The 21750-nt window shown below is 65.0% G+C and carries 25 protein-coding genes and 3 tRNA genes; 16 read left to right on the forward strand and 12 right to left on the reverse strand.

The annotated features are described in order from the left end of the window. The first annotated feature begins 40 nt into the window (after positions 1–40). A complete protein-coding gene (locus ACFWUU_RS31400; protein WP_137252250.1) occupies positions 41–403 on the forward strand; it encodes a YciI family protein in 363 nt (120 codons plus the stop codon). 61 nt (positions 404–464) lie between these two features. Here the strand turns inward: ACFWUU_RS31400 and ACFWUU_RS31405 are convergent, their stop codons facing one another. Continuing rightward, positions 465–650: a YegP family protein gene (locus tag ACFWUU_RS31405; RefSeq protein ID WP_137252251.1), complete on the reverse strand. Its 186-nt coding sequence runs from the start codon at positions 648–650 to the stop codon at positions 465–467. Positions 651–730: 80 nt separating this feature from the next. Next, the gene (locus tag ACFWUU_RS31410; RefSeq protein ID WP_380180874.1) at positions 731–1393 is read right to left on the reverse strand and encodes a TetR/AcrR family transcriptional regulator; all 663 of its coding nucleotides are present in this window, start codon (positions 1391–1393) and stop codon (positions 731–733) included. Between the two features lie 92 nt (positions 1394–1485). Here ACFWUU_RS31410 and ACFWUU_RS31415 point away from each other — a divergent pair, with 92 nt between their 5' ends. The 4 genes from ACFWUU_RS31415 to ACFWUU_RS31430 all read left to right on the forward strand — a co-directional run bounded on the left by ACFWUU_RS31415 (position 1486) and on the right by ACFWUU_RS31430 (position 5060). Next, the gene (locus tag ACFWUU_RS31415; protein WP_380180876.1) at positions 1486–2910 is read left to right on the forward strand and encodes a DHA2 family efflux MFS transporter permease subunit; all 1425 of its coding nucleotides are present in this window, start codon (positions 1486–1488) and stop codon (positions 2908–2910) included. A gap of 157 nt (positions 2911–3067) precedes the next feature. Continuing rightward, positions 3068–4132, forward strand: coding sequence for a serine hydrolase domain-containing protein (locus ACFWUU_RS31420; protein ID WP_380180878.1), 1065 nt, complete (start codon positions 3068–3070; stop codon positions 4130–4132). 12 nt (positions 4133–4144) lie between these two features. Next, a complete protein-coding gene (locus ACFWUU_RS31425) occupies positions 4145–4483 on the forward strand; it encodes a hypothetical protein (protein WP_137252254.1) in 339 nt (112 codons plus the stop codon). 88 nt (positions 4484–4571) lie between these two features. Further along, the gene (locus ACFWUU_RS31430; protein ID WP_170989547.1) at positions 4572–5060 is read left to right on the forward strand and encodes a GNAT family N-acetyltransferase; all 489 of its coding nucleotides are present in this window, start codon (positions 4572–4574) and stop codon (positions 5058–5060) included. Here ACFWUU_RS31430 and ACFWUU_RS31435 read toward each other — a convergent pair. Together ACFWUU_RS31435 and ACFWUU_RS31440 are read right to left on the reverse strand one after the other, a co-directional pair. Beyond that, positions 4995–6227, reverse strand: a complete 1233-nt coding sequence (locus ACFWUU_RS31435) for a hypothetical protein (RefSeq protein WP_380180880.1) — start codon at positions 6225–6227, stop codon at positions 4995–4997. The genes ACFWUU_RS31430 and ACFWUU_RS31435 overlap by 66 nt on opposite strands. Continuing rightward, complete coding sequence (locus ACFWUU_RS31440; protein WP_380180882.1) at positions 6224–7378, reverse strand: hypothetical protein; 1155 nt, start codon at positions 7376–7378, stop codon at positions 6224–6226. The genes ACFWUU_RS31435 and ACFWUU_RS31440 overlap by 4 nt, the downstream gene beginning before the upstream one ends. Positions 7379–7687: 309 nt before the next feature. Here ACFWUU_RS31440 and ACFWUU_RS31445 point away from each other — a divergent pair, with 309 nt between their 5' ends. Continuing rightward, positions 7688–8425: a phosphotransferase family protein gene (locus ACFWUU_RS31445; protein ID WP_380180884.1), complete on the forward strand. Its 738-nt coding sequence runs from the start codon at positions 7688–7690 to the stop codon at positions 8423–8425. An 8-nt stretch (positions 8426–8433) separates the two neighbouring features. Here ACFWUU_RS31445 and ACFWUU_RS31450 read toward each other — a convergent pair whose 3' ends face one another. Continuing rightward, on the reverse strand, positions 8434–8832 hold the full coding sequence (locus tag ACFWUU_RS31450) for a hypothetical protein (protein WP_380180886.1): 399 nt from the start codon (positions 8830–8832) through the stop codon (positions 8434–8436). Between the two features lie 514 nt (positions 8833–9346). Here ACFWUU_RS31450 and ACFWUU_RS31455 point away from each other — a divergent pair. Next, positions 9347–10006 (forward strand): hypothetical protein, encoded by a 660-nt coding sequence (locus tag ACFWUU_RS31455; RefSeq protein ID WP_380180888.1) that lies wholly within the window; start codon positions 9347–9349, stop codon positions 10004–10006. 98 nt (positions 10007–10104) lie between these two features. Here ACFWUU_RS31455 and ACFWUU_RS31460 read toward each other — a convergent pair whose 3' ends face one another. Further along, on the reverse strand, positions 10105–10656 hold the full coding sequence (locus ACFWUU_RS31460) for a hypothetical protein (RefSeq protein WP_380180891.1): 552 nt from the start codon (positions 10654–10656) through the stop codon (positions 10105–10107). Positions 10657–10883: 227 nt separating this feature from the next. Between ACFWUU_RS31460 and ACFWUU_RS31465 the strand changes: the two genes are divergently transcribed. The 7 genes from ACFWUU_RS31465 to ACFWUU_RS31495 all read left to right on the forward strand — a co-directional run bounded on the left by ACFWUU_RS31465 (position 10884) and on the right by ACFWUU_RS31495 (position 17327). Then, positions 10884–11798, forward strand: coding sequence for a hypothetical protein (locus tag ACFWUU_RS31465; protein ID WP_380180893.1), 915 nt, complete (start codon positions 10884–10886; stop codon positions 11796–11798). Next, on the forward strand, positions 11795–12346 hold the full coding sequence (locus ACFWUU_RS31470; RefSeq protein WP_380180896.1) for a Pycsar system effector family protein: 552 nt from the start codon (positions 11795–11797) through the stop codon (positions 12344–12346). Before ACFWUU_RS31465 ends, ACFWUU_RS31470 begins: the two co-directional genes overlap by 4 nt. A 186-nt stretch (positions 12347–12532) precedes the next feature. Next, positions 12533–13885 carry a restriction endonuclease gene (locus ACFWUU_RS31475; protein WP_380180898.1) on the forward strand — a complete coding sequence of 451 codons (1353 nt, stop codon included), beginning with the start codon at positions 12533–12535 and terminating at the stop codon, positions 13883–13885. Continuing rightward, positions 13845–14579 (forward strand): bifunctional DNA primase/polymerase, encoded by a 735-nt coding sequence (locus ACFWUU_RS31480; protein WP_380181792.1) that lies wholly within the window; start codon positions 13845–13847, stop codon positions 14577–14579. Before ACFWUU_RS31475 ends, ACFWUU_RS31480 begins: the two co-directional genes overlap by 41 nt. Beyond that, positions 14576–15889, forward strand: a complete 1314-nt coding sequence (locus ACFWUU_RS31485) for a DUF3631 domain-containing protein (RefSeq protein WP_380180900.1) — start codon at positions 14576–14578, stop codon at positions 15887–15889. The genes ACFWUU_RS31480 and ACFWUU_RS31485 overlap by 4 nt, the downstream gene beginning before the upstream one ends. A 32-nt stretch (positions 15890–15921) precedes the next feature. After that, positions 15922–16119, forward strand: coding sequence for a helix-turn-helix domain-containing protein (locus ACFWUU_RS31490; protein ID WP_380180902.1), 198 nt, complete (start codon positions 15922–15924; stop codon positions 16117–16119). After that, positions 16116–17327 (forward strand): tyrosine-type recombinase/integrase, encoded by a 1212-nt coding sequence (locus tag ACFWUU_RS31495; protein ID WP_380180904.1) that lies wholly within the window; start codon positions 16116–16118, stop codon positions 17325–17327. Before ACFWUU_RS31490 ends, ACFWUU_RS31495 begins: the two co-directional genes overlap by 4 nt. Before the next feature lie 74 nt (positions 17328–17401). On the opposite strand, the gene ACFWUU_RS31500 is transcribed toward ACFWUU_RS31495, so the two are convergent. The 4 genes from ACFWUU_RS31500 to ACFWUU_RS31515 form a co-directional block, all read right to left on the reverse strand. After that, positions 17402–17474: transfer RNA gene (locus ACFWUU_RS31500), tRNA-Phe, on the reverse strand. A 44-nt stretch (positions 17475–17518) separates the two neighbouring features. Further along, positions 17519–17595, reverse strand: a tRNA-Asp gene (locus ACFWUU_RS31505). Positions 17596–17654: 59 nt separating this feature from the next. Further along, positions 17655–17727: transfer RNA gene (locus ACFWUU_RS31510), tRNA-Glu, on the reverse strand. A gap of 148 nt (positions 17728–17875) precedes the next feature. Continuing rightward, entirely contained in the window at positions 17876–19066 is a 1191-nt protein-coding gene (locus ACFWUU_RS31515; protein WP_380180906.1) for a hypothetical protein, read from the reverse strand. A gap of 131 nt (positions 19067–19197) precedes the next feature. Between ACFWUU_RS31515 and ACFWUU_RS31520 the strand changes: the two genes are divergently transcribed. Further along, positions 19198–20124: a hypothetical protein gene (locus tag ACFWUU_RS31520; RefSeq protein ID WP_380180908.1), complete on the forward strand. Its 927-nt coding sequence runs from the start codon at positions 19198–19200 to the stop codon at positions 20122–20124. A 17-nt stretch (positions 20125–20141) separates the two neighbouring features. Then, the gene (locus ACFWUU_RS31525; protein WP_137252263.1) at positions 20142–20492 is read left to right on the forward strand and encodes a metallopeptidase family protein; all 351 of its coding nucleotides are present in this window, start codon (positions 20142–20144) and stop codon (positions 20490–20492) included. On the opposite strand, the gene ACFWUU_RS31530 is transcribed toward ACFWUU_RS31525, so the two are convergent. Together ACFWUU_RS31530 and ACFWUU_RS31535 are read right to left on the reverse strand one after the other, a co-directional pair. Continuing rightward, entirely contained in the window at positions 20489–21214 is a 726-nt protein-coding gene (locus tag ACFWUU_RS31530; RefSeq protein ID WP_380180910.1) for a polyprenol monophosphomannose synthase, read from the reverse strand. The genes ACFWUU_RS31525 and ACFWUU_RS31530 overlap by 4 nt on opposite strands. 56 nt (positions 21215–21270) lie before the next feature. After that, entirely contained in the window at positions 21271–21654 is a 384-nt protein-coding gene (locus tag ACFWUU_RS31535) for an STAS domain-containing protein (RefSeq protein ID WP_137252265.1), read from the reverse strand. Positions 21655–21750 lie beyond the last annotated feature (96 nt).

The following is a 21750-nucleotide window of genomic DNA, read 5'->3' on the forward strand; positions in this document are numbered from 1 at the left end:
AGAGGCACCCACTCCGGGGGCCGCGGGTGAAGGAGAAACCGTGAAGTACCTACTGGTCCTGAACATCAACCCCGACGTGATCGCCGCGCTGCCCCAGCAGGAGCAAGAGGCGATCGGCTCCGGGCACCAGAAGTTCATGGACACGATCAAGGCCTCGGGCGAGTTCCACAGCACGGTCGCGCTGCAGCAGCCGGCCCAGTCCGCCGTCGTCACGGTCCGGGGCGGCCTCCCGGCGGTGACCGACGGGCCGTTCGTCGAGTCGAAGGAGTTCCTCGGCGGCTACTACCTGGTGGACGTGGCGTCCCGGGAACGCGCGCTGGAGCTGGCCGCGATGATCCCGGACGCGGCGATCGAGGGCCTCGGCGTCGAGGTCCGCGGTGTCGAGTTCGCGGACGGGCTCTGAGACAAACCAAGGGGGTTTCTCCGCCGGATCGGTGGAGAAACCCCCTTGTTTTCTTGACGTTTCAGTCAGTCTGGTCGTCGATGTTCGCCTCGCCGGCGTTCCGTTTGATCGAGTCGATCCCGTTCAGCGCGGACGCCTTGGTCTTGTAGCTCTCGCTGCTGGTCGCGATCACCTCGCCGTTGCCGGCCTTCAGACGAAACCGGAACTCGCCGGACTTGTCCTTGTACAGCTCGAACTTCCCCGCCATCGATGTACCTCCATAGAGAGTGGTATCGCTCCGTTTCGGAGCGTAGTCCTCTCGGGCCCGTGGCGGGGTGCGTACACGCCCTACGCGCGGAGGCGGCGGATGCCCGCGACGACCAGGTCGAGGCCGATCTCGTAGTACCGGTCCCGGGACTCCGGGCAGATCAGCGCGCCGGCGGCGGACGTGATCAGCGGGTACCGATCCGGGGAGAGTGCGCCCAGGGACGCTCGCTTCCGGCGCAGCGAGGCCTCGCGAGCCTCGGGGTCGCTCACCTCGCGGGCGATCGGGTCGGTGGTCACCAGCGAGATCAATGAGCAGATGGCCTGCCGGCCGACCTCGGCCGCGTCGTCGACGGCGAAGCCGCCCTCGGTCAGCAGCTCCAGCGCCCGCTCGGCCAGCGCCAGCCCGGGCTCGGCGATCAGGATCCTGGGCAGCGTCAGATCCGCCAGCCGTGGGTGGCTGCGGAGCGCGGTCACGAACGCGGTCAGCAGCTTGTGGAGCTGCTTGTCCCAGGGCTCGTCGTTCGGCTCCGGGAGTACGACGTCGGCCAGGATGCGGTCGCCGATCGCGGCCAGCAGGTCGTCCTTGTCCTTGAAGTGCCGGTACAGCGCCATCGGCGTGACGTCGTGCTGCGCGGCCAGCTTCCGGAACGAGACCGCGGCCGGTCCTTCGTCGTCGGCGATGGCCAGCGCGCTGTCGACGACCTTCTCCGGATCGAGGCGGCGGGAGGTCTCTTTGGTGATCACGTTGACAAGTCTACACCGTAGACCTAGTGTCTACTCCGTAAGCTTACGGCGTATACATACAGCGTAGACTCTCAACCGAGTGAGGTACGGCAATGCGACGCAGTCCTTGGGCCACCCTGGCGGTGCTGGCTCTAGCGCAGTTCATCGTGGTGCTCGACGTGACGATCGTGAACGTCGCGTTGCCCCACATCCAGGCGGACCTGCACTTCTCCGCCGATTCCCTGCAGTGGGTCATCAACGCGTACACACTGCTCTTCGGCGGCTTCCTGCTCCTCGGCGGGCGGATGGCCGACCTGCTCGGTCCGCGCCGCGTGTTCACCGCGGGCCTCGTGCTCTTCGGCGCGACCAGCCTCGTCGCCGGCCTCTCCAACTCGCCGGAGTTCCTCATCGGTGCCCGTGCGATCCAGGGTCTTGGTGGAGCGCTGCTGTCACCGGCGGCGTTGGCGATCCTGACGATGACCTTCGCGCACGGACGTGAGCGGAACATCGCGATGGGCGTCTGGGGTGGTCTCGCCGGTCTTGGCGGCACGCTCGGCGTGGTCGCGGGCGGCGTACTCGTGGATTCGCTCAGCTGGCAGTGGGTCTTCTTCGTGAACGTGCCGATCGTGATCGCACTGATCGCCCTGATCCCGGTCTTCGTCCCGGACCTGCGGCACTCGACGGGTCGCCGTACGTTCGACACCCTCGGCGCGGTGCTCGGCACGGCTGGATTGATGTCGGTCGTGTACGGCGTGGTCCGGTCGGAGCCGGCTGGGTGGGGATCGTTCGAGGTCATCGGCGTACTGACTGCTGGTGTGCTGCTGCTGGCGGCGTTCGTTGTGGTGGAGTCGCGGTCGGCTGCTCCGCTGGTGCCGTTGCGACTGTTCCGGTCGCGGGCGCTCAGTGTGTCGGGTGCGACCCTGGCGTTGAACGGCGCTGGGTTCCTGTCGATGTTCTTCTTGACTGCTATCTACCTGCAGCAGGTGCGTGGCGACAGTGCGCTCGAGGCCGGCATCCACTTCCTGCCGATGGGCGGCGCGGCGATCGTCGGTGCGGTGCTGGCGTCGCAGTTGGTGCAGCGGCTCGGCACGCGGACGGTCCAGCTGGCCGGTGCGGTCCTCAGCGTTGTCGGACTGCTCCTCCTGTCGCAGGCCGACGCCACCGGTAGCTACAGCTCGCAACTCCTGCCCGGCCTGATCATCTTCGGCTTCGGCATCATCGGCGTCGGCGTACCCGGCCAGATCAACGCCGTCTCCGAAGTACGCCCCGCCGAAGCCGGCGCTGCTTCCGGCGTGGTCAACGCGATGTACCAGGTCGGCGGCGCGCTCGGCCTGGCGATCGTCACTACCCTCTCCATCTCCCACACCACCAACGAACTCACCCACGGCGCGACTCAGCTCCAGGCTCTCCAGTCCGGCTACGAACGCGGCCTCCTCGCGGCAGCTGCCTTTGCCGTAGCCAACGTTCTGCTGACCCTGGCTTCACCCCAGCTGCAGCCCACCTCGGAGCAACTCACCGAGGCGACCGCAGCAGCATAAGTTGCTCAGGGCAATATCCGGCCGGGCCCTTTGCGGGCCCGGCCGGATTGCTTTGCCCCGAGTGGTCTAACCGGGTCATTCCCGGGGCGATCCCCGATGTTTGTGATGTTCCGTGCGGGGAGGGTTGGAGGCTCGGACGGAACAAGAGGAGATCGGGATGCTGGTTCAGGGAATGGTTGCGTTGGTGACGGCCGCGGTGACCGCGGTTGTGCCGGCTTCTAGAGGTGCTGACTTGCAGAAGGGGCTCGACGGGGTGGCGTCCATCGGGGCGTTGGCTGAGGTGCGGAACGGTGCGCAGGTTTGGCGGGGGAGTAGCGGGGTTGCGGAGTTGGGCACCTCGCGGAAGGTGCCGGTGGACGGGCGGTTCCGGGCCGGGAGTATCACGAAGACGTTCGTTGCCACCGTCGTACTGCAACTGGTTGCCGAGGGCAAGATCCGGCTGGATGACTCGGTGGAGCGTTGGTTGCCTGGCGTTGTGCCGAACGGCGAGAACATCACCGTGCGCCAATTGCTCAACCACACCAGCGGTTTGTACGACTACAAGAACACGTTGCCGATGCCGCCGAGCGAGGGGTTCTACGCGCTTCAGTACCGGACCTGGACGGCGAGCGAGCAGATCGAGCGGGCGCTGGCGAATCCGCCGGTGTTCGACAAGCCGGGTTCGCAGTACAACTACTCCAACACGAACTACCTGCTCGTCGGCGAGATCATCAAGAAGGTGACCGGCCGGACGTACTCCGAGGAGATCGAGCGCCGGATCATCCGCCCGCTCGGACTGCACGGTACGACGATGCCCGGTGCGTCGACACGGATCCCGGGGCCGCATCCGCATGGCTACGTGCCCAAGGACGGCGGGCAGCTCGACTTCACCGAGATGAACCCGACCCTGTTCGGCGCCGGCGGCGACATCATCTCGACGACCCACGACCTCAACCGCTTCTTCGCGGCCCTGCTCGGCGGGCATCTACTCCCGGCGCGACTGCTCAACGCGATGAAGCAACCAGGAACCGAGGGCGGTACGTACGGCCTCGGCCTGTCGTGGCATCAGACCGCATGCAATGTCCGTGTCTACGGCAACGACGGCGACGCGCTCGCGTACCAGGCGTACTCGTTCTCCACTGCGGACACCCGCCGGCAGGCAACCATCGCCGTCACACCACACCTCCCGACCAACCCGGACGCCACCGTCGACATCTTCCTCGACAAGGCCTTCTGCTCGTGACACGTTGACCCCATGACCCGCTTCACTGACGAACAGATGCGCGCAGGGCTGAGCACGACCCGCGAGTACACGGTCGTGCTCCTGGAGGAAGGACCGCAGTACGGCAAGGAGGGTGCCGACGCGATCGTCTGGGAGCACGGCCGGCGCAACTTCGAGCTTCGGGCGGACGGTCTGCTGAACATCGTCTGCCCGATCCGGGACGACTCTCCGCTCTGCGGCGTCGGCATCTTCCCGGGTACGGCGGACGACGTACGGCGGCTCATGGACGACGACCCCGGAGTCCGGGCCGGGGTGTTCACCTACCGGATCCACCCCGCCCGGAGCTTCCCCGGAGATGCCCTGGGAATGTGAGATTGTCCGGCAATCGGTTTGGCCCTCCGGCGAAACGGCGACACTGGGATGGATGCGTTGCTGCCGTCGACCGAGGGGGACCGGGACCTTGGAACTCGCCACGCTCGATGCCGACGACTGGCCCATCGCCCGGGAAGTTCGCCTCCGGGCGCTGAAGGATTCGCCGTCGGCGTACATCTCGGAGTACGAGGACGAGGTGGCGGTCGGCGAGGACGGCTGGCGGGAACGGTTCACCCGGATGCGGTGGATCGTGGCTCGTCACCAGGCACGGGTGATCGGCCTGGCGAGCTCGGTCCGCGTCGACAGCCGGCCGCCGTACGAGCGGCATGTCGAGTCGGTCTGGGTCGATCCGCGGCATCGGCGTACGGGGATATTGCGGGCAATCTTCGGCCATCTGACCGAGGTCGAACCAGACGTCACCGAGTGGCGGGTATGGGTGCTGGATACGAACTTCGTGGCGCGCGAGGTTTACGAGCGCCTGGGATTCACACCGACCGGCGAATGGCAGCCGCTAGCCGACGGTTCCGGTCGGCTCGAGATCCGCCTGCGTCTTGACGCGCCGCGGCGGCCTGGCTGACACGCCGTACCCACAGGAGGCCCAGGTCTGCAGTCCGAGCTCGGCCAACGCGTCGCGCTCCGAGAGCTCCGACGTGTAGCGCCACAAGACCTGCTCCCACTGCAGCTCGTCGTCCTGCCACTTCTCGATGAAGTCCACGCAGAGCTCCGGCCGGATACTCGAGGCTCGTTTCTCCGCGACCCGCAGGGACTCGTGCGCGTCCAGCATCTTCAGGTAGTTGGCCGGACTCGCCGACAGCTGGGCGCGGGACAGCGCGGCGATCGTCTCCTCGATCGTCTCCAGCCGGATCTCGGTGAACTCACGCCAATGACTCTGCCGGGCTGCGGCTGCCAACTGCTCCTTAAAGGTCCAGTGCCGCGTGCTCTCGAACAGCGCGTACAGTCCCTCGGCCAGCAGGTCGCCGAACTCCTCGCGATCGGCGCGACCCGGATCCGCGAACGGCGAGTACTTCTCCTGCCGGACCTCACCGATCTTCGGCAACGAGCGCTCGGCTGCGTGCCGCGCGAAGAACAGCCAGTCCTCGTTGTAAACGTCCGCGAAGAAGGACAGCCCTGGGTGCTGCAGGTTGACACCGAGCGCAGCGCCGCTGACGAACACGTCCTGCTTGAACCCGGCGAGCCTGCGCGCGTGACAGACCACGGAGTTGTCCGGGAAGTACCGGCTGACCATCGAGGCGACCGGGTGCCGGTCGAGGGTCCCGGACAGGCGCTCGACGTCCCAGGGGTTGAACTGGCTGATGTCGTCGTCGACGAACAGGATCTTGTTCCAGCCGCGCATCCGGCCGAGCAGCAGGCCGATGTTCCGCTTGGCGCTGAGGTCGCTGGACCGGCCGGCCGAGGCCATCTTGAATTCCGGGCCGGACGTCAGCGGGGCGTCGTACGGAAGCTGGTAATTCTCCGGGACCTCGACGACGAGGGCCCTTGCGCCGAACGTTTTCTCCACCCGCCGCACAACCTGTCCGACCTGGGCCTGCCGACTGCACAGGATGACAAGCGGTACAGACAGCGTGGCGGACAGAGTAATGACGTCCTGTAAGGCTGATGCAGGGCGTGCGGCGGGGACCACGATCGCATCCAGCCCACTGCGCGCGGCAGGCGCGGCACCAGCGCCGGAGACGTCACGCAGCAGCGACGCATGGGATTGGCCGTGCTTGAGCTGCCGGCTCATTCGTCCTCCTCCTCGGGGGACCACTCGTAAAGGCGGTTCTCCGGGATCTCAAGATCAGGGGTGATGGCCTCGCCGTTGATCACTGGCACGCGCAGCAGCAGACCGAAAATGCCGCCCGGGAACCTGTTGGCCAGATAGGCCTCGTTGCGTTCGCGGACAGCGTTGTCGGTGAGTGTGCGCACCGCACCTAGGACACCGCGGCTGTAGACGCCATTGCAGATGGTGATAGTCCGGCTGTGATTGAAGGGATTGCGCAACCGGGCGAGAAGCGCGACGTCCTCGACTAGCTCTCGCGGAGTCTCGCCCTTCCAGGCGTCCTGCGCCTGCACGGCCTCAAGCTCTGCCTTCGATGGCGCGTCAAGGTCGAGATCCTTGCGCTCTTCCCACAGCGGCCGGTACTCACGACCGTCGCGCGATCGAAAGATCTCGCCGTCGGCCAGATCGGCGACGGACATCTGCCGGATCGGCAATTGATCGAGTACCCGCAGCAGGCGGCTGGTGACCTGGTTCCAGGCAATGCCGCCGAGCAGGATGAGGTGGCCGGACAGGTGGTCCGGGGTCACCTCGGAAGGGAGGTGGTGCCGCACGCGGAGCTCCGGGTTGGAGGCGCGTACATGACCCCACATCTCGACCAATGCGTCGAGGTCGGCGTACTTGTACAGCCGGGTGTGGTTCGGGTTGTCCTCTTCCGCGAGCGGAGAGCGTCCCTCGACTGGGGCTTCTGGGCAGATCAGTGTGATCGGCCCGGATTCGAAGTCAAAGGTGTAAGACCCGCCGATGGGTGACGCGTCGGTTTGATGGCGGACTGAGTCTCGCAGCGCGACGAGCTCGCGCTGAAGATTGTTGAAACGCTCTCGCTCCGCCGAGCTCAGGTCCTGCTCACGTGGCAGCCGGGTTGTGTCTGCCGGTACGACGGCCTTCGCGAAGAGCAGCGCATACGACCGCAGGCGCTCTTCCGGCGGCAGTTTCGGGTTGCCTTGTGACTCCCAGGAGCTGATCGTCGCTACCGCGACCCGCGAGTCGGCGCTCAGAGCACGCGACAGATCCTTCTGGGTCAGTCGATGTGACTCCCGGAGCTCCCGAAGTCTCCTGGCGAGTCGTACGGCCTCTGGTGAGGGGGCCACTGTCACTCCCGAAATCTGTTCGACCAACGACAGGTGTCAAGGATCCGGCTGATCCTATACCTGCTCTACCCGACTCCACTGACTACATCTGAACCCAACACCGGAGATCCTCCGGTGCCCCGCGCCCCTCAGATTTGTCGACTCCCTGCGTTTCTTTGATCACGATCTGTGCTCAGTTAGCCGCAGTACACCATCGCTCTACCGTAGTACCGAACTCGACCTGAATCCAACTGAACCCGCACAATACGCCGAAATACCTCGATTTCCGGGCCTGTCTCAGCTGGCGACCCCCGATATTCCAGTGACGTCAGTGGTCTTACCCGCCATGATGGCGCGGTGGACGAGGTCAAAGTCGTGGTTGCCCACAGCGAACGAGCCACCCTGCAGGTCGGCGATGTGTTCCTCAAGATCGACTCGGATCAGACGAACATCGACGTCGAGGTCGAGGCGATCGCCCTGGCGCCGATCCCGACGCCCGAGATCCTGTGGCGCAAGCCGCCGGTGCTCGCGCTCGCCCGCGTCCCTGGGATGGCGCTAGGCAAGCTCGGTGAGCCATCGCCTGCGTCGCCGGCCGCGTGGGCCGCGGCAGGCGCCGCCATACGAACCCTGCACGACGCACCCCTCCCACCTTGGCCCGGCGGCAACCTCGACGACATCACCGAGCATCTAGACAGCGAATGCGACTGGCTCATCTCCAGCGGCACCCTCCCCGCCGACCTGGTCAAACGCAACCGCGAGGTAGCCGAAGCCGCCCTCCGCCCCTGGACCCCGGCCTTCACCCACGGAGACCTGCAAATCACCCACGTCTTCGTCGAGAACGACCAAGTCACCGGCGTCATCGACTGGTCCGAAGCAAGCCAAGGCGACCGCCACTTCGACCTGGCCACCCTCACCCTCGGCCACGAGGAAGTCCTCCCCGACCTCCTCGCCGGCTACGGCACCGACGTAGACGTCGACGTAATCCGCGGCTGGTGGTCCCTCCGAAGCCTAAGAGCCTCCCGCTGGCTCGTAGAACACGGCTTCGACCCCAACTCCCCAGGCTGCGAATTCGACGTACTACGCGCGCGAATGTAAGCCAGCACTTACTCCCAGAGCCTCGCCACTTCTCCGATCTGGCTCCGCAAGTCGAGTGCGTCCACCTGGATGCGGTGATCGGCATGAGGCGGATTCGCAGCGTCCGCCTCATGCAACATCCGAAACTCATCCTCAGTCAGCCAGACCTCGCGAGTCGCCGCCCGCCGCCTCGCCTCCACCAAGCCGACCTGCAGATGCACGATGACGCACCCCGGCAGCTCTCTTCTATACAGATCACTGGTCTCCGGCGTCAGCACATCAGCAATAACAACTTCCATGCCCCCGGCCACAAAATTCCGAGCCAAGCTGCAGGCGTTAACCACGCCCAACCGCTGCTGCTCGTGTCCTTCCTCGCCCTCCCACGGCGCCGCAGCCCCCGCAACAACCAACTGACGCACATCATCCACATCAACAAAGGCACATCTACTTCGGCCTTCTGCCAGAGCCCGCCCCGTCACACTCTTACCCACAGCAGGCCCACCCGTAAGAACCAACGGCAGACGAGTCATAACTAAGCCGATCCAGAACCCGCTCGAGATGGAAGGACAGCAACCTGAGGCTACCTGGGATCGCTTGCCCGGCTAGCACGAACTGAGTGGCATGCCGACAACGGCAGTACGCGTGACCAGAGTCACCTCGAGGAGCACGTCGACTCGCGTGCGTGGGAAAGAAAAAATCCCTCCCCGGTGTGCGGAGAGGGTGTGGTGGTCAGGGGCGGTCTCGAACCGCCGACTTTCCGCTTTTCAGTTCGACAGAGCTCCTTAGGGTTCTTAGAGAGCCTGTCGCCGAGCGGGGCACAGAGGTCGTTCCAGACGGTCGCTGTCGCCACCTGTTGCGGTCCAGATTGCGGTCATCGGATGATCGGCTAGGCCTACCTAATCGGTCATTGCGAAGCCTGGTGTCCCGGAGGATCCTCTACGCATGGGCTCGGAATCTTGGGTGGCGCTCGCCGCCGTTTTGGCTGGACTCCTGACTACTGTCGCCAACCTGCTTTACACGCGGTCTTCGCAGGCGCGCCAGATCAAAGCGGAGCGCCAAAGGGTAGCTGACGCTAGTGAGTTGCAGACGCGCCGCGAACACGAGCAGCGCCTCTGGGATGCTCGCGCTAAGGCGTACAGCGAGTACCTAGGCTGGCTGCAAGGTGCGGTGCGGGAAGTCCTGCGCGATCCCGACGAACGCCTCTTCAAGGGCGAGGTTCCCGGCGGATGGTGGAAGACGCCCTACGACCTTCGCACCAGCATGGTGCTCTTCGAGTCGGATGAGGTCCGGAAGGAACGCGGAACGTTGGCTGAATCATTGAGCGCGCTAGTACACGTCATTGACATCATCGAGAGAGATCCAGAAAAGCACCCGACGGTACGAGATGGCCTACGTCGGGAGGCGGATGAAGCGCTGCAGCAGATCGATGTCATCACCAGGACGATCCGCGGAGACATGCGGGCCGGCGTCGACGGGCGAAGTAGTCAGCCCGACTGGACCGAGGAACTTGGCGAGCTGGACGTGTACGCGAAGGCCGAGTCAGCAAGGCTCACTGAAAGGTTGCTCCAGGCTCTTTCGAATCGGTCAAGGGAGGAAACCTGACCTCCTGGTGTTCATATTTGCGACGCCCGAGTGAGTCGCCACATCGTCGAAAGTAGCCGGCGTTAACAGCCTGAGTCTGGTGTCGCTGGCTCTTGCGGTCATGGTTGCGATCGCCTAGTTCCAACTTGGGTGGCCCGTCCGCGGAAGCGCAGACGAGGCCTAGCCATTCGAGCCCATCGGCGTAGAGGGCCGCCGCTGCCCCGTACTCTCAGATCCTCCCGCATCGCCTGCACCAACTGTTCACGCGCCGCGTAGTAGGCGTCGGCGGCTTCCTCGAGCTCGCTCATGAGTATGTTGTCGCCCTTCAGACGCACTGCCAATCTGATCCCATGGAGAGGCTTTCGTGCCGACTCCCACGCCGCGAAGACCCCCGCGGCTGCGAAGAGCTCGGCCCTCGCTTGGATATCTCTCCGAGCGCGGGGGTCGTACTCAACGTCGTTCGCAAACAGAAGTCGCCCGCCGAAGCGCTGCATGAGGTTGGTGTGATCGGTGGCCAGGTTGGTCAACATGTCTTGGTACAGCTGCTCTACACGCTGGTGATACCGAGATTCGCGATCCTTGCGCATGCCACCGCTGTAGCCGATCGCGGCACCTGTAAGGGCAGCGATTGGCGCGGCCAGGTCCTTCAGCGTCTCGAATAGCGCAGACATGAGCCGAATCCTCTCACTCGTCCCGAGTTCGTCCGTCCGCGCCGCCGAAGGCCACTGACTGATGGTCTTGCACGTGCGTGCCCGCAGGATCGATCTGTGACCGGACGGTTATCTACTGAGAGTCACCAAGGTCTGGACGTACTCGCTCGTAGCGGCTTTGCTGGCTGCTTCGTCGGTCGTGTGGAGCAAATGGGGTACCGCACGGATTCGGATTCCGGGGGGCGCTAGTGGGGGACATCATAGATCTCGACGGCATGCTAGATGAAATTGATGAGAATGTACGTGATGAAATCGCGAGCCAACCTGAGGTCGTGGACAAGGGGGCAGAGCTAGACATATCCAAGCTTCCAGTCGAGGCGCGGCGGTGGTTTAAGGTTTCGGGGGTGCTTGCCGTTGTCGCAGACCTGAAAGGATCGACCAAGCTTGGGACGGGGAAGCGGGCCGCATCTACCGCGAGCATCTATCAGGCTGGCACCGGCAATGTGGTGAGGGTTTTCAATCGGTTCGAAGCGGACTTTATTGCCATTCAGGGCGACGGTGCATTCGCCCTCTTCTGGGGTGAAAAGAACTTCGAGCGCGCCATGTGCGCCGCTATCACGGTGCGAACGTTCTCACAAAAGTTTTCAGAAAGGCTCGAAAAGAAGTGGCCCGATAGTCCCAAGACTGGATTCAAGGTCGGGGTCGCCGAGGGGCGGCTGCTCGTTAAGCGGGTGGGCACGCTGCGCAACCGAGACGAGCAAGAGCCGGTTTGGGCTGGTAAGCCTGTAAATTACGCGGCCAAGGCGGCACAGGCTGCTGAGCGCGAAGAAGTTATCGTTACCGGCAGTGTTTGGGATAGAGTCGAAAAGAACGACTATTTGGCGATCAGTTGTGGATGCCCTGATGGTCCGAGTACTGGCATCTGGAAGAACGTTGAGATACCGAACCTGCCAGATGACGAACCGGAGGCGCAGGGCCGGCTCTTGGAAGCTGGTTGGTGTGAGACTCACGGCGACGAGTTCTGTAATGCCGTATTGTCTGGTCTGCGGAAAAGGGAGGGTGTCGATCAGCTGCGGGCGGCCGTGCAGATGTCACAGTTTGAAAGCGCTGTAGCGGCCAAGGCCCGCATGGCTCGGGAGAATCGAAATGTTGGTCCTCGATGACGATTCTCTCCCGACTGCGGGGCGAAAGCGCAGGCAACAAGGAGCCCGTTGTTGAGGTCGTTTCGGTTGGAACTGAGCAAGCCTGGAAGATGCTCGATGTTGTAACTGGATGGGTGCGTGCTTCGGAGGTGAAGGCGACAGCCGCCCTGGCAGCAGACGGAGTAATCGGGGGCGCCGTCTTTAATCTGACAAAAGATGTCGTCCTTGATACGGCCGAGATTGTCCTCATCATCTGCTGCCTGGTGAGTGTCCTGGCCTCTGGTCTGTGCGCCGGAGCGTGTCTAATCCCTCGGTTGTGGGTCAGGGAGAATCCTCAGAACTTGATCTACTTCAATCACGTGGCTAGGAGATATACTCGCTACGACGATTATCGCAGTGTCTTTCAGGCGCTGGTTGTCGATGAGTCTAGGCTAGTTGACGAAATCAGCGCGCAGGCTTGGGTGAATTCAAGGATTGCTCGCAGAAAATTTCTTTGGAGCGGCTGGGCAATAATTCTGTTTTTCATGGCCGTTCTATTTGTCGCAGCGCTGATGATTCTGCGCGCCTAAAGCTGGCGGTAGTCATGGGGAGCCGCCAGCTCGGTGCGACAGCCCTCCGGCGCGATCATGGCCTAGGCGAAGCTGGCCGGTCGCGGAGGTCTGATGCCCCGCGTCGGTGGTGTCCTGTATCAATGTGAGACGGTCGAGTCGGATGGCATCGGAGGCAGGTGCGGTGGGGATCTCAAGGTTGGCGAGGTGCTGCGGTACGCGGCTGGGAAGGAACAAGCGCCAGCGCTTCTCGATGGTTTCGCGAACTTCCACCATTCGACCTACTCGCCGGGACAGAAGCTACTGCTTGAGGCGGGCATCAACGGAGTCGCCCAAGTCTCGGCGATAGATGGTGGTCGAAGACCAGCTGTTTTGATTCGATCGAGTCCGTGGAAGGCGGGGTCTGAACAGACGCCTTGGCACGACGTGTTCGATTTGGACAACGGGCACGTTCGCTACTTCGGTGACCACAAAGCGGGGCTCTCTGTTGCACCAGGTGCTACGAAGGGGAAAGCTTGGTTGCTAGAGGCATTCGAGGGACATCAGGCGCATACGCCGGCCGAGCGGGCAGCAGCCGCTCCCCTGCTGTTGTTCCGATCGATATCGATCGACGGCAAGCCGAAAGGTCACGTCGAGTTCTGCGGACTTGGTCTAGTCGAGCGCGCGGAGCGTCTTGTGCAGTGGAGCGGCAGCGGCCATTCCACCTTCGTCAACTACGTGTACGACATCGCCTTGCTCGATCTCAGCGCCGAGGGCGACCAGATCTCATGGAAGTGGATAGACGCTCGTAGAGACCCTGCCCTGACAGCCGCCGAGACACTAGCGTTCGCCCCTCTTGCTTGGCGGGAGTGGGTGAAGCGGGGCAACTCCGCCCTGCCGCGCTTGAGACGCCGTATGGCAAGAGCACGGGTCACCAAGATGCGAGAGCAGCGGTCGGTAGAAGGAAGCGCCGAAGCTGTCGCACTCCAGGCCGTCTACGAACGCTTCGATGATCGGAAGCACGACTTCGAGGCTCTGGCATCTGCCGTGGCGGCCCGTGTTCTGAGGGGTGCGGGACACGGCTACGTAGAGGGCTGGCTCACGCGGCGTTCTGGTGACGGCGGTGCGGACTTCGTCGGTCGCCTGGATGTTGGAAGTGGCCTTGCTGGTACCAGCCTGGTGGTGTTGGGACAAGCGAAGTGCATCAAGCCCGGCTCCTCGGTCTCCGCCGAGGAAATCGCCAGGGTGGTTGCCCGCCTGCGTAGAGGCTGGATCGGCGTATATGTGACGACTGGCTGCTACTCTGAGCCGGCGCAGCTGGAGATGGTTGAGGACCAGTATCCGATCGTGCTCGTAAATGGGATGCACCTCGCCCGCGAATTGCTGGCGATTGCGCGTGACGATCATGGTCGAGATCTTTCCGCATGCGTCGAGCATGTCCTCAGCGGTCAGAGTGCAGTCATTACCAATCGGCGTCCTGAAGAGATTCTTCTGCAGCGACTGCCCGGCCGACGCACACGACCCGGCGACTTGCGGACACCTGACCTGCCACGGGTTCTACGCCGCTACTACCGACGCTGAACGCATCGCCGCGATCGTCGCCGCTGTACCTCGTGGGCAGCTCGCCCTACGGACCGGTGTCCTGTCCGGCCTGGTCGTAGTCGACGTGGACCCCGCACACGGTGGAGGTGCGAGCTTGGCGGAGCTGGTGGCGCTGGGGTTGGTGCCGCGCACGCTGTGGGTTCGCACTGGCTCCGGGGGAGTCCACCTGTATTACCGCCACCCCGGCCGCGAGATCGGCTCACGACCGATGCCGAACCGAGCTGGGATCGACGTGAAGGCTGACGGTGGGTACGTCGTGATCCCGCCATCGATTCACCACCGCACCCATCAGCCCTACCGGTGGGGCGACGTACTGGCTGAGCCGGTGGAGATGCCCCCGGCGCTGATCGACGCCTGTCTGCCACCTGCGCCGGCCGAATCCGTTACCCGCCCGGCCGTCCCAATCCAGACCACCCGAGCGCGAGGCATCTCGAATCCGCAGAGCCTGCTCACTTCGACGCTGAACGCTGTACGGAACGCGCCCGAGGGCAAGCGCCGAACGACCCTCTATGGCGCTGCGAGAGGCGTTGCGCGGATGGTCGCGGCCGGTGCGATCAGCCATGCCGACGCGATCGCGGCACTCACCGATGTGGGGCAGCAAGTTGACCAGACCGCCCGCGACATTCGAGCCGCCATCACCGGTGGCTTCCATGACGAAGGGATTGCCGCATGACCACGCCCGACGAGACAGCTCCCGAGCAGATCGACGGTGCCGAACTGTTGGACGACGTCGCCGCAACCATCGGCCGGTACGTCGTCCTGCCGAACACGTCTGCATTGATCGCCGTTGTGCTCTGGATCGGTGCGTCACACGCCGTACCGGCCTGGAACTGCGCGCCACGGTTGGTGATCCGGGCACCCGAGAAGCGCTGTGGCAAGTCGCGTCTACTCGACATGGTCGAAGGGTTGTGTCATCGGCCGTTGATGACGACGAACGCGTCTCCGTCCGCGGTCTACCGGTCGATCAGCATGAAGCCGAGCGATCCGCCGACGTTGCTGATCGACGAGGCAGACACGATCTTTGGCGACAAGGCGAACGGTGACGAGAACCTGCGCGGACTGCTGAAGGCCGGACACCAACGCGGCCGGACGACGATCCGGTACAACGCCGGCCGGGACACGGTGGAGAAGCACCCGACGTTCGCCATGGCTGCACTCGCGGGGATCGGCGCTATGCCCGACACGATCGAGGACCGGGCGGCCGTGATCCGCATGCGCCGGCGTGCGCCGGGCGAGTCGGTGCAGCCCTACCGCGTGCGCCGTGACGGACCCGAGCTGGACGTGTTGCGGCACAGCCTGAATCGCTGGCTGACGGCGCACCTGGACGAGCTGACCGACGCCGCACCGGAGATGCCGCTGGAGGACCGGGCGGCGGACACCTGGGAGCCGATGATTGCCGTCGCCGACCTCGCGGGTGGGCAATGGCCGCGGGCTGCGAGGAAGGCCGCTGTGTCGCTCACGAGCGACCGTGACGCCGGCGATGAGGCGTCGCTGCACACGCGGCTGCTAGCTGACTGCCGGATTGCGTTCCAGGACGCCGACGCGCTGCCCACCGCCGAACTCCTGGACCGGCTCAAGGGCGACCCGGAGGCACCGTGGGCGACCCACGGACCAAGCGGGCTGAGCGCCATGAAGCTCGGCAACCTGCTGCGCGATTTCGAGATCCGATCCAGCAACATCCGGTTCACGACCGGGCAGGCGAAGGGCTACACCCGCAGCGACTTCTCCGACGCCTGGAACCGCTACTGCCCGGAGCCGAAGACGACCGCCGATGGGGGAGGCGTCCCAGCCGTCCCAGGCGTCCCCGCGCAGGTCAGCACGGGGACGGCTTCCGGGTCTGGGACGGCTCAAGCCGTCCCACCGAGTCAAGCCGTCCCGGACCTGACCTGGGATGCAACGGCTGGGACGGCTGGGACGGCTTGGGGTCCCAGAGCTGTTCCTGACCTTTCCGACAACGACCACGCCACACGTGAGACCGCATGAGTACGGCCGGACAGAACGGAGCTGCACGCGACATGACGACGGTTCAGATTGCTGATGCTGAGCGGCTGTTGTTCACGACGGAAGACGCTGCCGCTCGGCTGGGAATTCACCGCTCGACTCTCTACGACCTGATCCGGAGCCGGAAGCTGAAGATCGGCGCTCGCCGGTTGGTGCGGGTCTCGGCTCTGGAGGAAGCCATTCAACTCCTGGAGGAGGAAACCGCAGCATGAAGGCCGCGAACGGTGACGGCTCGATCTTCTATCGACCGAGCAAGGATCGATGGTTCGGCGCGGCGTACGTCCTGCAACCCGACGGGACATACGCCAGGCGGGAGGTGTCGCACAAGGACAGGGATCAGGTTGTTCAGAAACTGCGGAAGCTACAGACGAACTCTGATGAGGGCATCCCGGCTGAGGCGACCAACTGGCAGGTGGAGGCATTCCTGAAGTACTGGCTTGAGCACATCGTGAAGCCGTCGAAGAAGCCTAGGACTCATCAGGGCTACGAGCTGGTTGCGCGGGTGCATCTCATTCCTCAACTGGGCAAGAAGAAGCTCCACAAGCTGACCGGTGCCGACGTGCGGTTGTTCATGCAGCGACTCCGGAACACCTGCCTGTGCTGCCTGCACGGATATGACAGTCGACGCGGTGACAAGGCGAGGTGCCGCGCGGTCGGCCGGTGCTGCAAGCGGCTCCCGTCTGACCGCCTGGTGGAGCAGGTTCACGCCGTACTGCGGAACGCTTTGCAGGCTGCGGTCAGGGAAGAGGTTCTGCAACGCAATGTCGCGAAGCTGGTCCAGGTGAAGGGCCCGCAGTACGAGGTCAATCGAGGCGCAACGGAGGAGCAGGCCCGGTTGCTGTTGGAAGCTGCGAAGCCGACCCGGCTATACGCGCTGTTCGTGCTGGCGCTCTACCTCGGTCTGCGCCGCGGTGAGGTGCTTGGGTTGAAGTGGGAGGACATCGACTGGGCAGAGAACACGGTCCAAATCCGACGCACACTTCAGCGCGTCGGCGGCGCCCTGCAAGCCGTGACGCCGAAGACCAACCGTTCCCGCCGTACCGTGCCGCTGATCGTGGTGTGTGTGGAAGCTCTCAGGAGCCACAAGCGCCGGCAGGCGATGGAACGGCTGCTGGCGGGCGAGAAGTGGGTGGACACCGGCTACGTGTTCACGACCGAGATCGGTACGGCGATCGAGCCGGACAACCTGCGGCGGGTCTGGTACCCGCTGCGGGAGCAGGCAGGGCTGGGGGAGATGCGCCTCCACGATTTGCGCCACTCGTGTGTGACCTTGCTCCTACGCCTTGGCGTACCGCCGCACATCGTTCAGGCGATCGTCGGGCACGCGGACATTCACGTGACGATGACGATCTACGCGCACGCGTCGCTGGATGACCAGCGGAAGGCGCTCGAACAGCTCGCGAAGGCGGTAGCTGGATAGGCGTTGCGGTACTCGTTGCGGTACTCGCGGGAGGTTCGGCGGATCTCGGACCGAGATCCACGCTCAAGAAAGGGTGGTCAGGGGCGGTCTCGAACCGCCGACCTTCCGCTTTTCAGGCGGACGCTCTACCAGCTGAGCTACCTGACCGGGGAGAAAATTCGGCGGCGGTGTTGGACACCGCCGCCTTCTCCTGGCGACCCAGACGGGACTCGAACCCGCGACCTCCGCCGTGACAGGGCGGCACGCTAACCAACTGCGCCACTGGGCCAAATGACTCGACGATCGTACAGCATCTTCGAGCTAGTTCTTGCACCGGCCTTTCGGCCGTATCCCCAACGGGATTCGAACCCGCGTTACCGCCTTGAAAGGGCAGCGTCCTAGGCCACTAGACGATGGGGACTCGGACCCGCGGGAGCCGAAGCTCCAGGGACAGCCGTAAGCATAGAGGGTTTGGGCCGCGGCTCCAAAACGAGATAACCAGGGGGCGCCGTACGCCGCAGGTGGTCGGCGTACGGCGCCCCTGGGAGGGGGCCGCGAAGGGCCCGGGATCAGCTGGTCGCGTCAGGCGCGATCAGCCGCGGATAGTGCGCGGCGAACAGGTGGAACACGACCAGCGACGGCAGCACGCGGTTGCGGGGCGGGATCGTGACGGCGACGCCGTACCCCCACAGGGATGCCTTCATTCGCTGGTTGGGTGTGCCGTGGTGGCCGTCGGCGGTGAAGCCGCAGTCGCCCAGCTGGTAGAACATCTGGCTGAAATCGCGTACCTCTCGCAGGCCCATCCGCTCGCCCCGCGCGTGGGTGAGGAAGTACCCGCTGAACGAGTCCGCCATCAGCTCCGCCCACCGGGACGCCTCCGGCCCGGGCAGCTCCGGCCGCATCAGCGAGTCGGCGAACTGGACCTGGTGACCGAACTCATGCCCGAGGATCGCCTGCGGCGCGACAGCACCGAGCCCCACGCGAGCGAACCCCTCCATCACCCCGTCGCCGAAGGCGATCCGCTTGGGCGACTTCCCGTACCCCGGGATGTCCTCGCCGCCCGGCGTCGCGTACGCGTTGAACGTGAAGATCGGCAGGTCGCCGTACCCGAGGGCCGGGCTGTTCAGCTCGTGCGCGACCAGGTCGGCGGAGACCCGGGACTGCGCGGGGTCAAGGCCGTAGAGGACCGTGAAGACGCGGTAGTTCACCTCGGCGTTCAGCATCGACCGACCGTGCGCCGGCACCACCGAGACGCCACGCGACGGGATGTCCCAGAACTTCTGCAGGTCCTTGAAGGTGCGGTTGACCGTGTGCGTGTACTGGCCGTGCGAGCCGAACGTGTACGGCCCCGGCTGCGGCAGGTATGCCGCGTCCATCAGCGCCATGTTGAAGATCAGCACATGCAGTACGGCGAGCGCCTGCTCCTGCGTCCAGCCCGTCGTGTCCGGCAGGATCGCGGCGACGACCGGCGGGGTGGCGTCGGAGCACTTGTACTGCGTCGGGTCGATCGCGTCGAGCACGGCCTCCTGGACCGGGTTGTCGTGCAGCCCGAGCTTGGCCTTGACGGCCTCGGCCCGCTGGCGCAGCGCCGGCAGTTCGTCGGCGAGCTGCTGGAACTTCGGGTCCAGCTTGTGCGGTACGGCGCCCTGTACCAAGGCGACCGGGCCGGGTGAGGGAGCGGCGGTGGCGGCCGAGGGGACTGCGAGACCGAGCGTGAGGCCAAGGGCGGCGACCACTGGCCAGATCAGGCGTTTTCTCATCGGGGACTCCTGCGAAACGCATGGGGGATGTGGGCGGCATCAGTATTTGCCGGGCGCGGCGGCCGGTACGAGCGTTCGGACCTGTCAGAAACCGGCATGGCGAGAAACTGTCGCCGGTGGTAGAGAGAGGCATGGAAGCGCTCCAGGCACTCGGCCTGACCCCTGCGGCCGAGGCGCTCCTCGTGCGACTCATGCAGCACCCAGAGACCTCGCCGACGGATCAGGACCCGGTCGACGAGCTACTGACCCTGGGGCTGGTGGAGCGGATCGACGGCGCTCTCGTCGTACGTCCGCCGCGGCTGGCCATGGACGCGCTGGCCGAGCGGCACACCAAACAGGCCGCCCTGGCGCGCGAGAGCGCCGATCTCCTGACAGAGCTGTGGAAATCTGCCGCCGGTCGGCAGGACTACCTCGAGATCCTCCCGACGTACGCCGCCTCCCAAGCGGTGCTGAACTCCGTCCAGAAGGACGCACAGGAGCACGTACGCGCGATGACGATGGGCAACCTGGCCGCCCGTGAGCTGAAGATCGTCGAGGGCATGTTCGACGCGCTGGACCGTGGCGTCCGGTACGACGTGATCTACGGCGCGCACGTCCTCCAGGACGGCAACGCCCTCCACATGGTCCAGTCCTGTATCGAGGCGGGCGAGCAGGCCCGCGTGTTCCCGCACGTGCCGCTCAACATCACCATCGTCGACGACCGCTGGGCACTCGTCGGAGCCCGTGCCGAGGTACGACGCGGGCCAGAATTCGTCGCGCTGGTGGTGCACGATTCCCCGCTCCTCCGCGGCCTGGAACGCATCTTCGAGGCGCTATGGCGGATCGCCGTACCGATCACGAGCGGGACCGAACTCAACGACGTCACAGCCGGGCCGAGCCTGGACGCGAAGCGGCTGCTGACCTACCTGAGTGCGGGGCTGACCGACGAGTCGATCGCGCGCGAGTTCGGCGTGAGCGAGCGGACGATCGCGCGACGGATCGGCCGGCTGCAGGAGGCGCTCGGCGCGCAGACGCGCTTCCAGCTCGGCGTACAGGCGTCGCGTCAGGGCTGGTTGTAGGTCACTACGCTGGAGGCGTGATCGAGATAAGCCGGGCCAACTTCGAGGCGCTGGTCTCCGACGCGCTCGACGAGATACCCGAAGAGCTCGCGCTGCTGATCGAGAACGTGGCCGTGTTCGTCGAGGACGATCCACCGCCCGGCGATCCGGAGCTGCTCGGGATCTACGAAGGCATCCCGCTGACCGAGCGCGGGCACGAGTACGGCGGTGTCCTGCCGGACCGGATCACGATCTACCGGAACCCGACGCTGGCGATCTGCGACACGTACGGCGACGTCCTCGACGAGGTGAACATCACAGTGGTGCACGAGATCGCGCACCACTTCGGCATCGACGACGCCCGGCTCCACGAGCTGGGCTACGGCTAGCGGTTGAACAGCAGCTTCCACGGCATCAGCGCCGACTCGAGCTGCACCTTCAACGACATCTTCGAGACGCCCTCGGTGCGCTCCTCGAAGCGGATCGGCGTCTCGGCGATCTTCAGGCCGCGCTTGACCGTCCGGTAGTTCATCTCGACCTGGAACGAGTACCCGTTGCTCGCGATCGACGCGACGTCGATCCAGCGCAGGGTGTCCGCCTTCCACGCCTTGAAGCCGGCCGTCGCGTCCTTCACGTGCAGCCGCAGGATCGCGTTCACGTAGAAGTTCGCCCAGGCGGACAGCGCCCGCCGGTGCCAGCCCCATTCAGCGGCCGCGGAGCCGCCCGGGACGTACCGCGAGCCGATCACCACGGCGGCGTCCGTCGTACGCAGCATCTCGACCATCGTCGGGATCACCGACGCCGGGTGGGACAGGTCCGCGTCCATCTGGATGACGATGTCGGCACCCTCGTCGAGCGCACGGGTGATCCCGGCGACGTACGCGCGGCCCAGGCCGTCCTTGACGGTCCGGTGCAGTACGCCGACCTTCTCCGGCGACTCCTTCGACAGTTCGTCGGCGATGTCGCCCGTACCGTCGGGGGAGTTGTCGTCGACAACGAGAAGCTCCAGGCCGGGCAGGTTCAGGTCGGACAGGAGTCCGGCCAGCACGGGCAGGTTCTCCCGCTCGTTGTAGGTCGGCACCACGACCACGATCTTGGCTAGCTCACCCATGACTTTCCTTTGTCGGAGACACCGAAAGCTACCGTATCCGCCGACCACAGCTGACCTCAGAGCTCGGCGAGTGCCTCCGCGACCGTGCTGTAGATGCGGAACTGGCCGCCGAGACCGGTGACGCTGAGCGGGCGGTCGACCGGCCGGCCGACGCCGACCAGGGCCAGCGTGATGTTCTGCTCACCGGCCAGGTTGCGCGCCTCGACCAGGTTGCCGAGGCCGGCCGAACTGCAGAACGTCACGGCCGACAGCTCGATCAGCACCAGCCGGGCCGGTGGCGCGACGGCGGCGCGGATCGCCTCGGCGGCGAAGTCGGTGCTGGCGATGTCGATCTCACCCGACAGTCTGACCAGCAGGACGCCAGGTGTCAGCTCCTCGGTCACCGCGTCGAAGGTGGTTCGGATCATCTCGCCGTCACGCGGCTCTGGGTGGCTGGTCACGCCGATATCTCCCCGGGTAGCGCCACGAACGCAAGGTCCTGGCGGAGTGGAACTGCCCTACTCTCACCGTATGCCTGAACGCGCAGGCATAACAAC

This window comes from Kribbella sp. NPDC058693, from assembly GCF_042715335.1.
Taxonomy (GTDB): Bacteria; Actinomycetota; Actinomycetes; order Propionibacteriales; family Kribbellaceae; genus Kribbella; species Kribbella jiaozuonensis.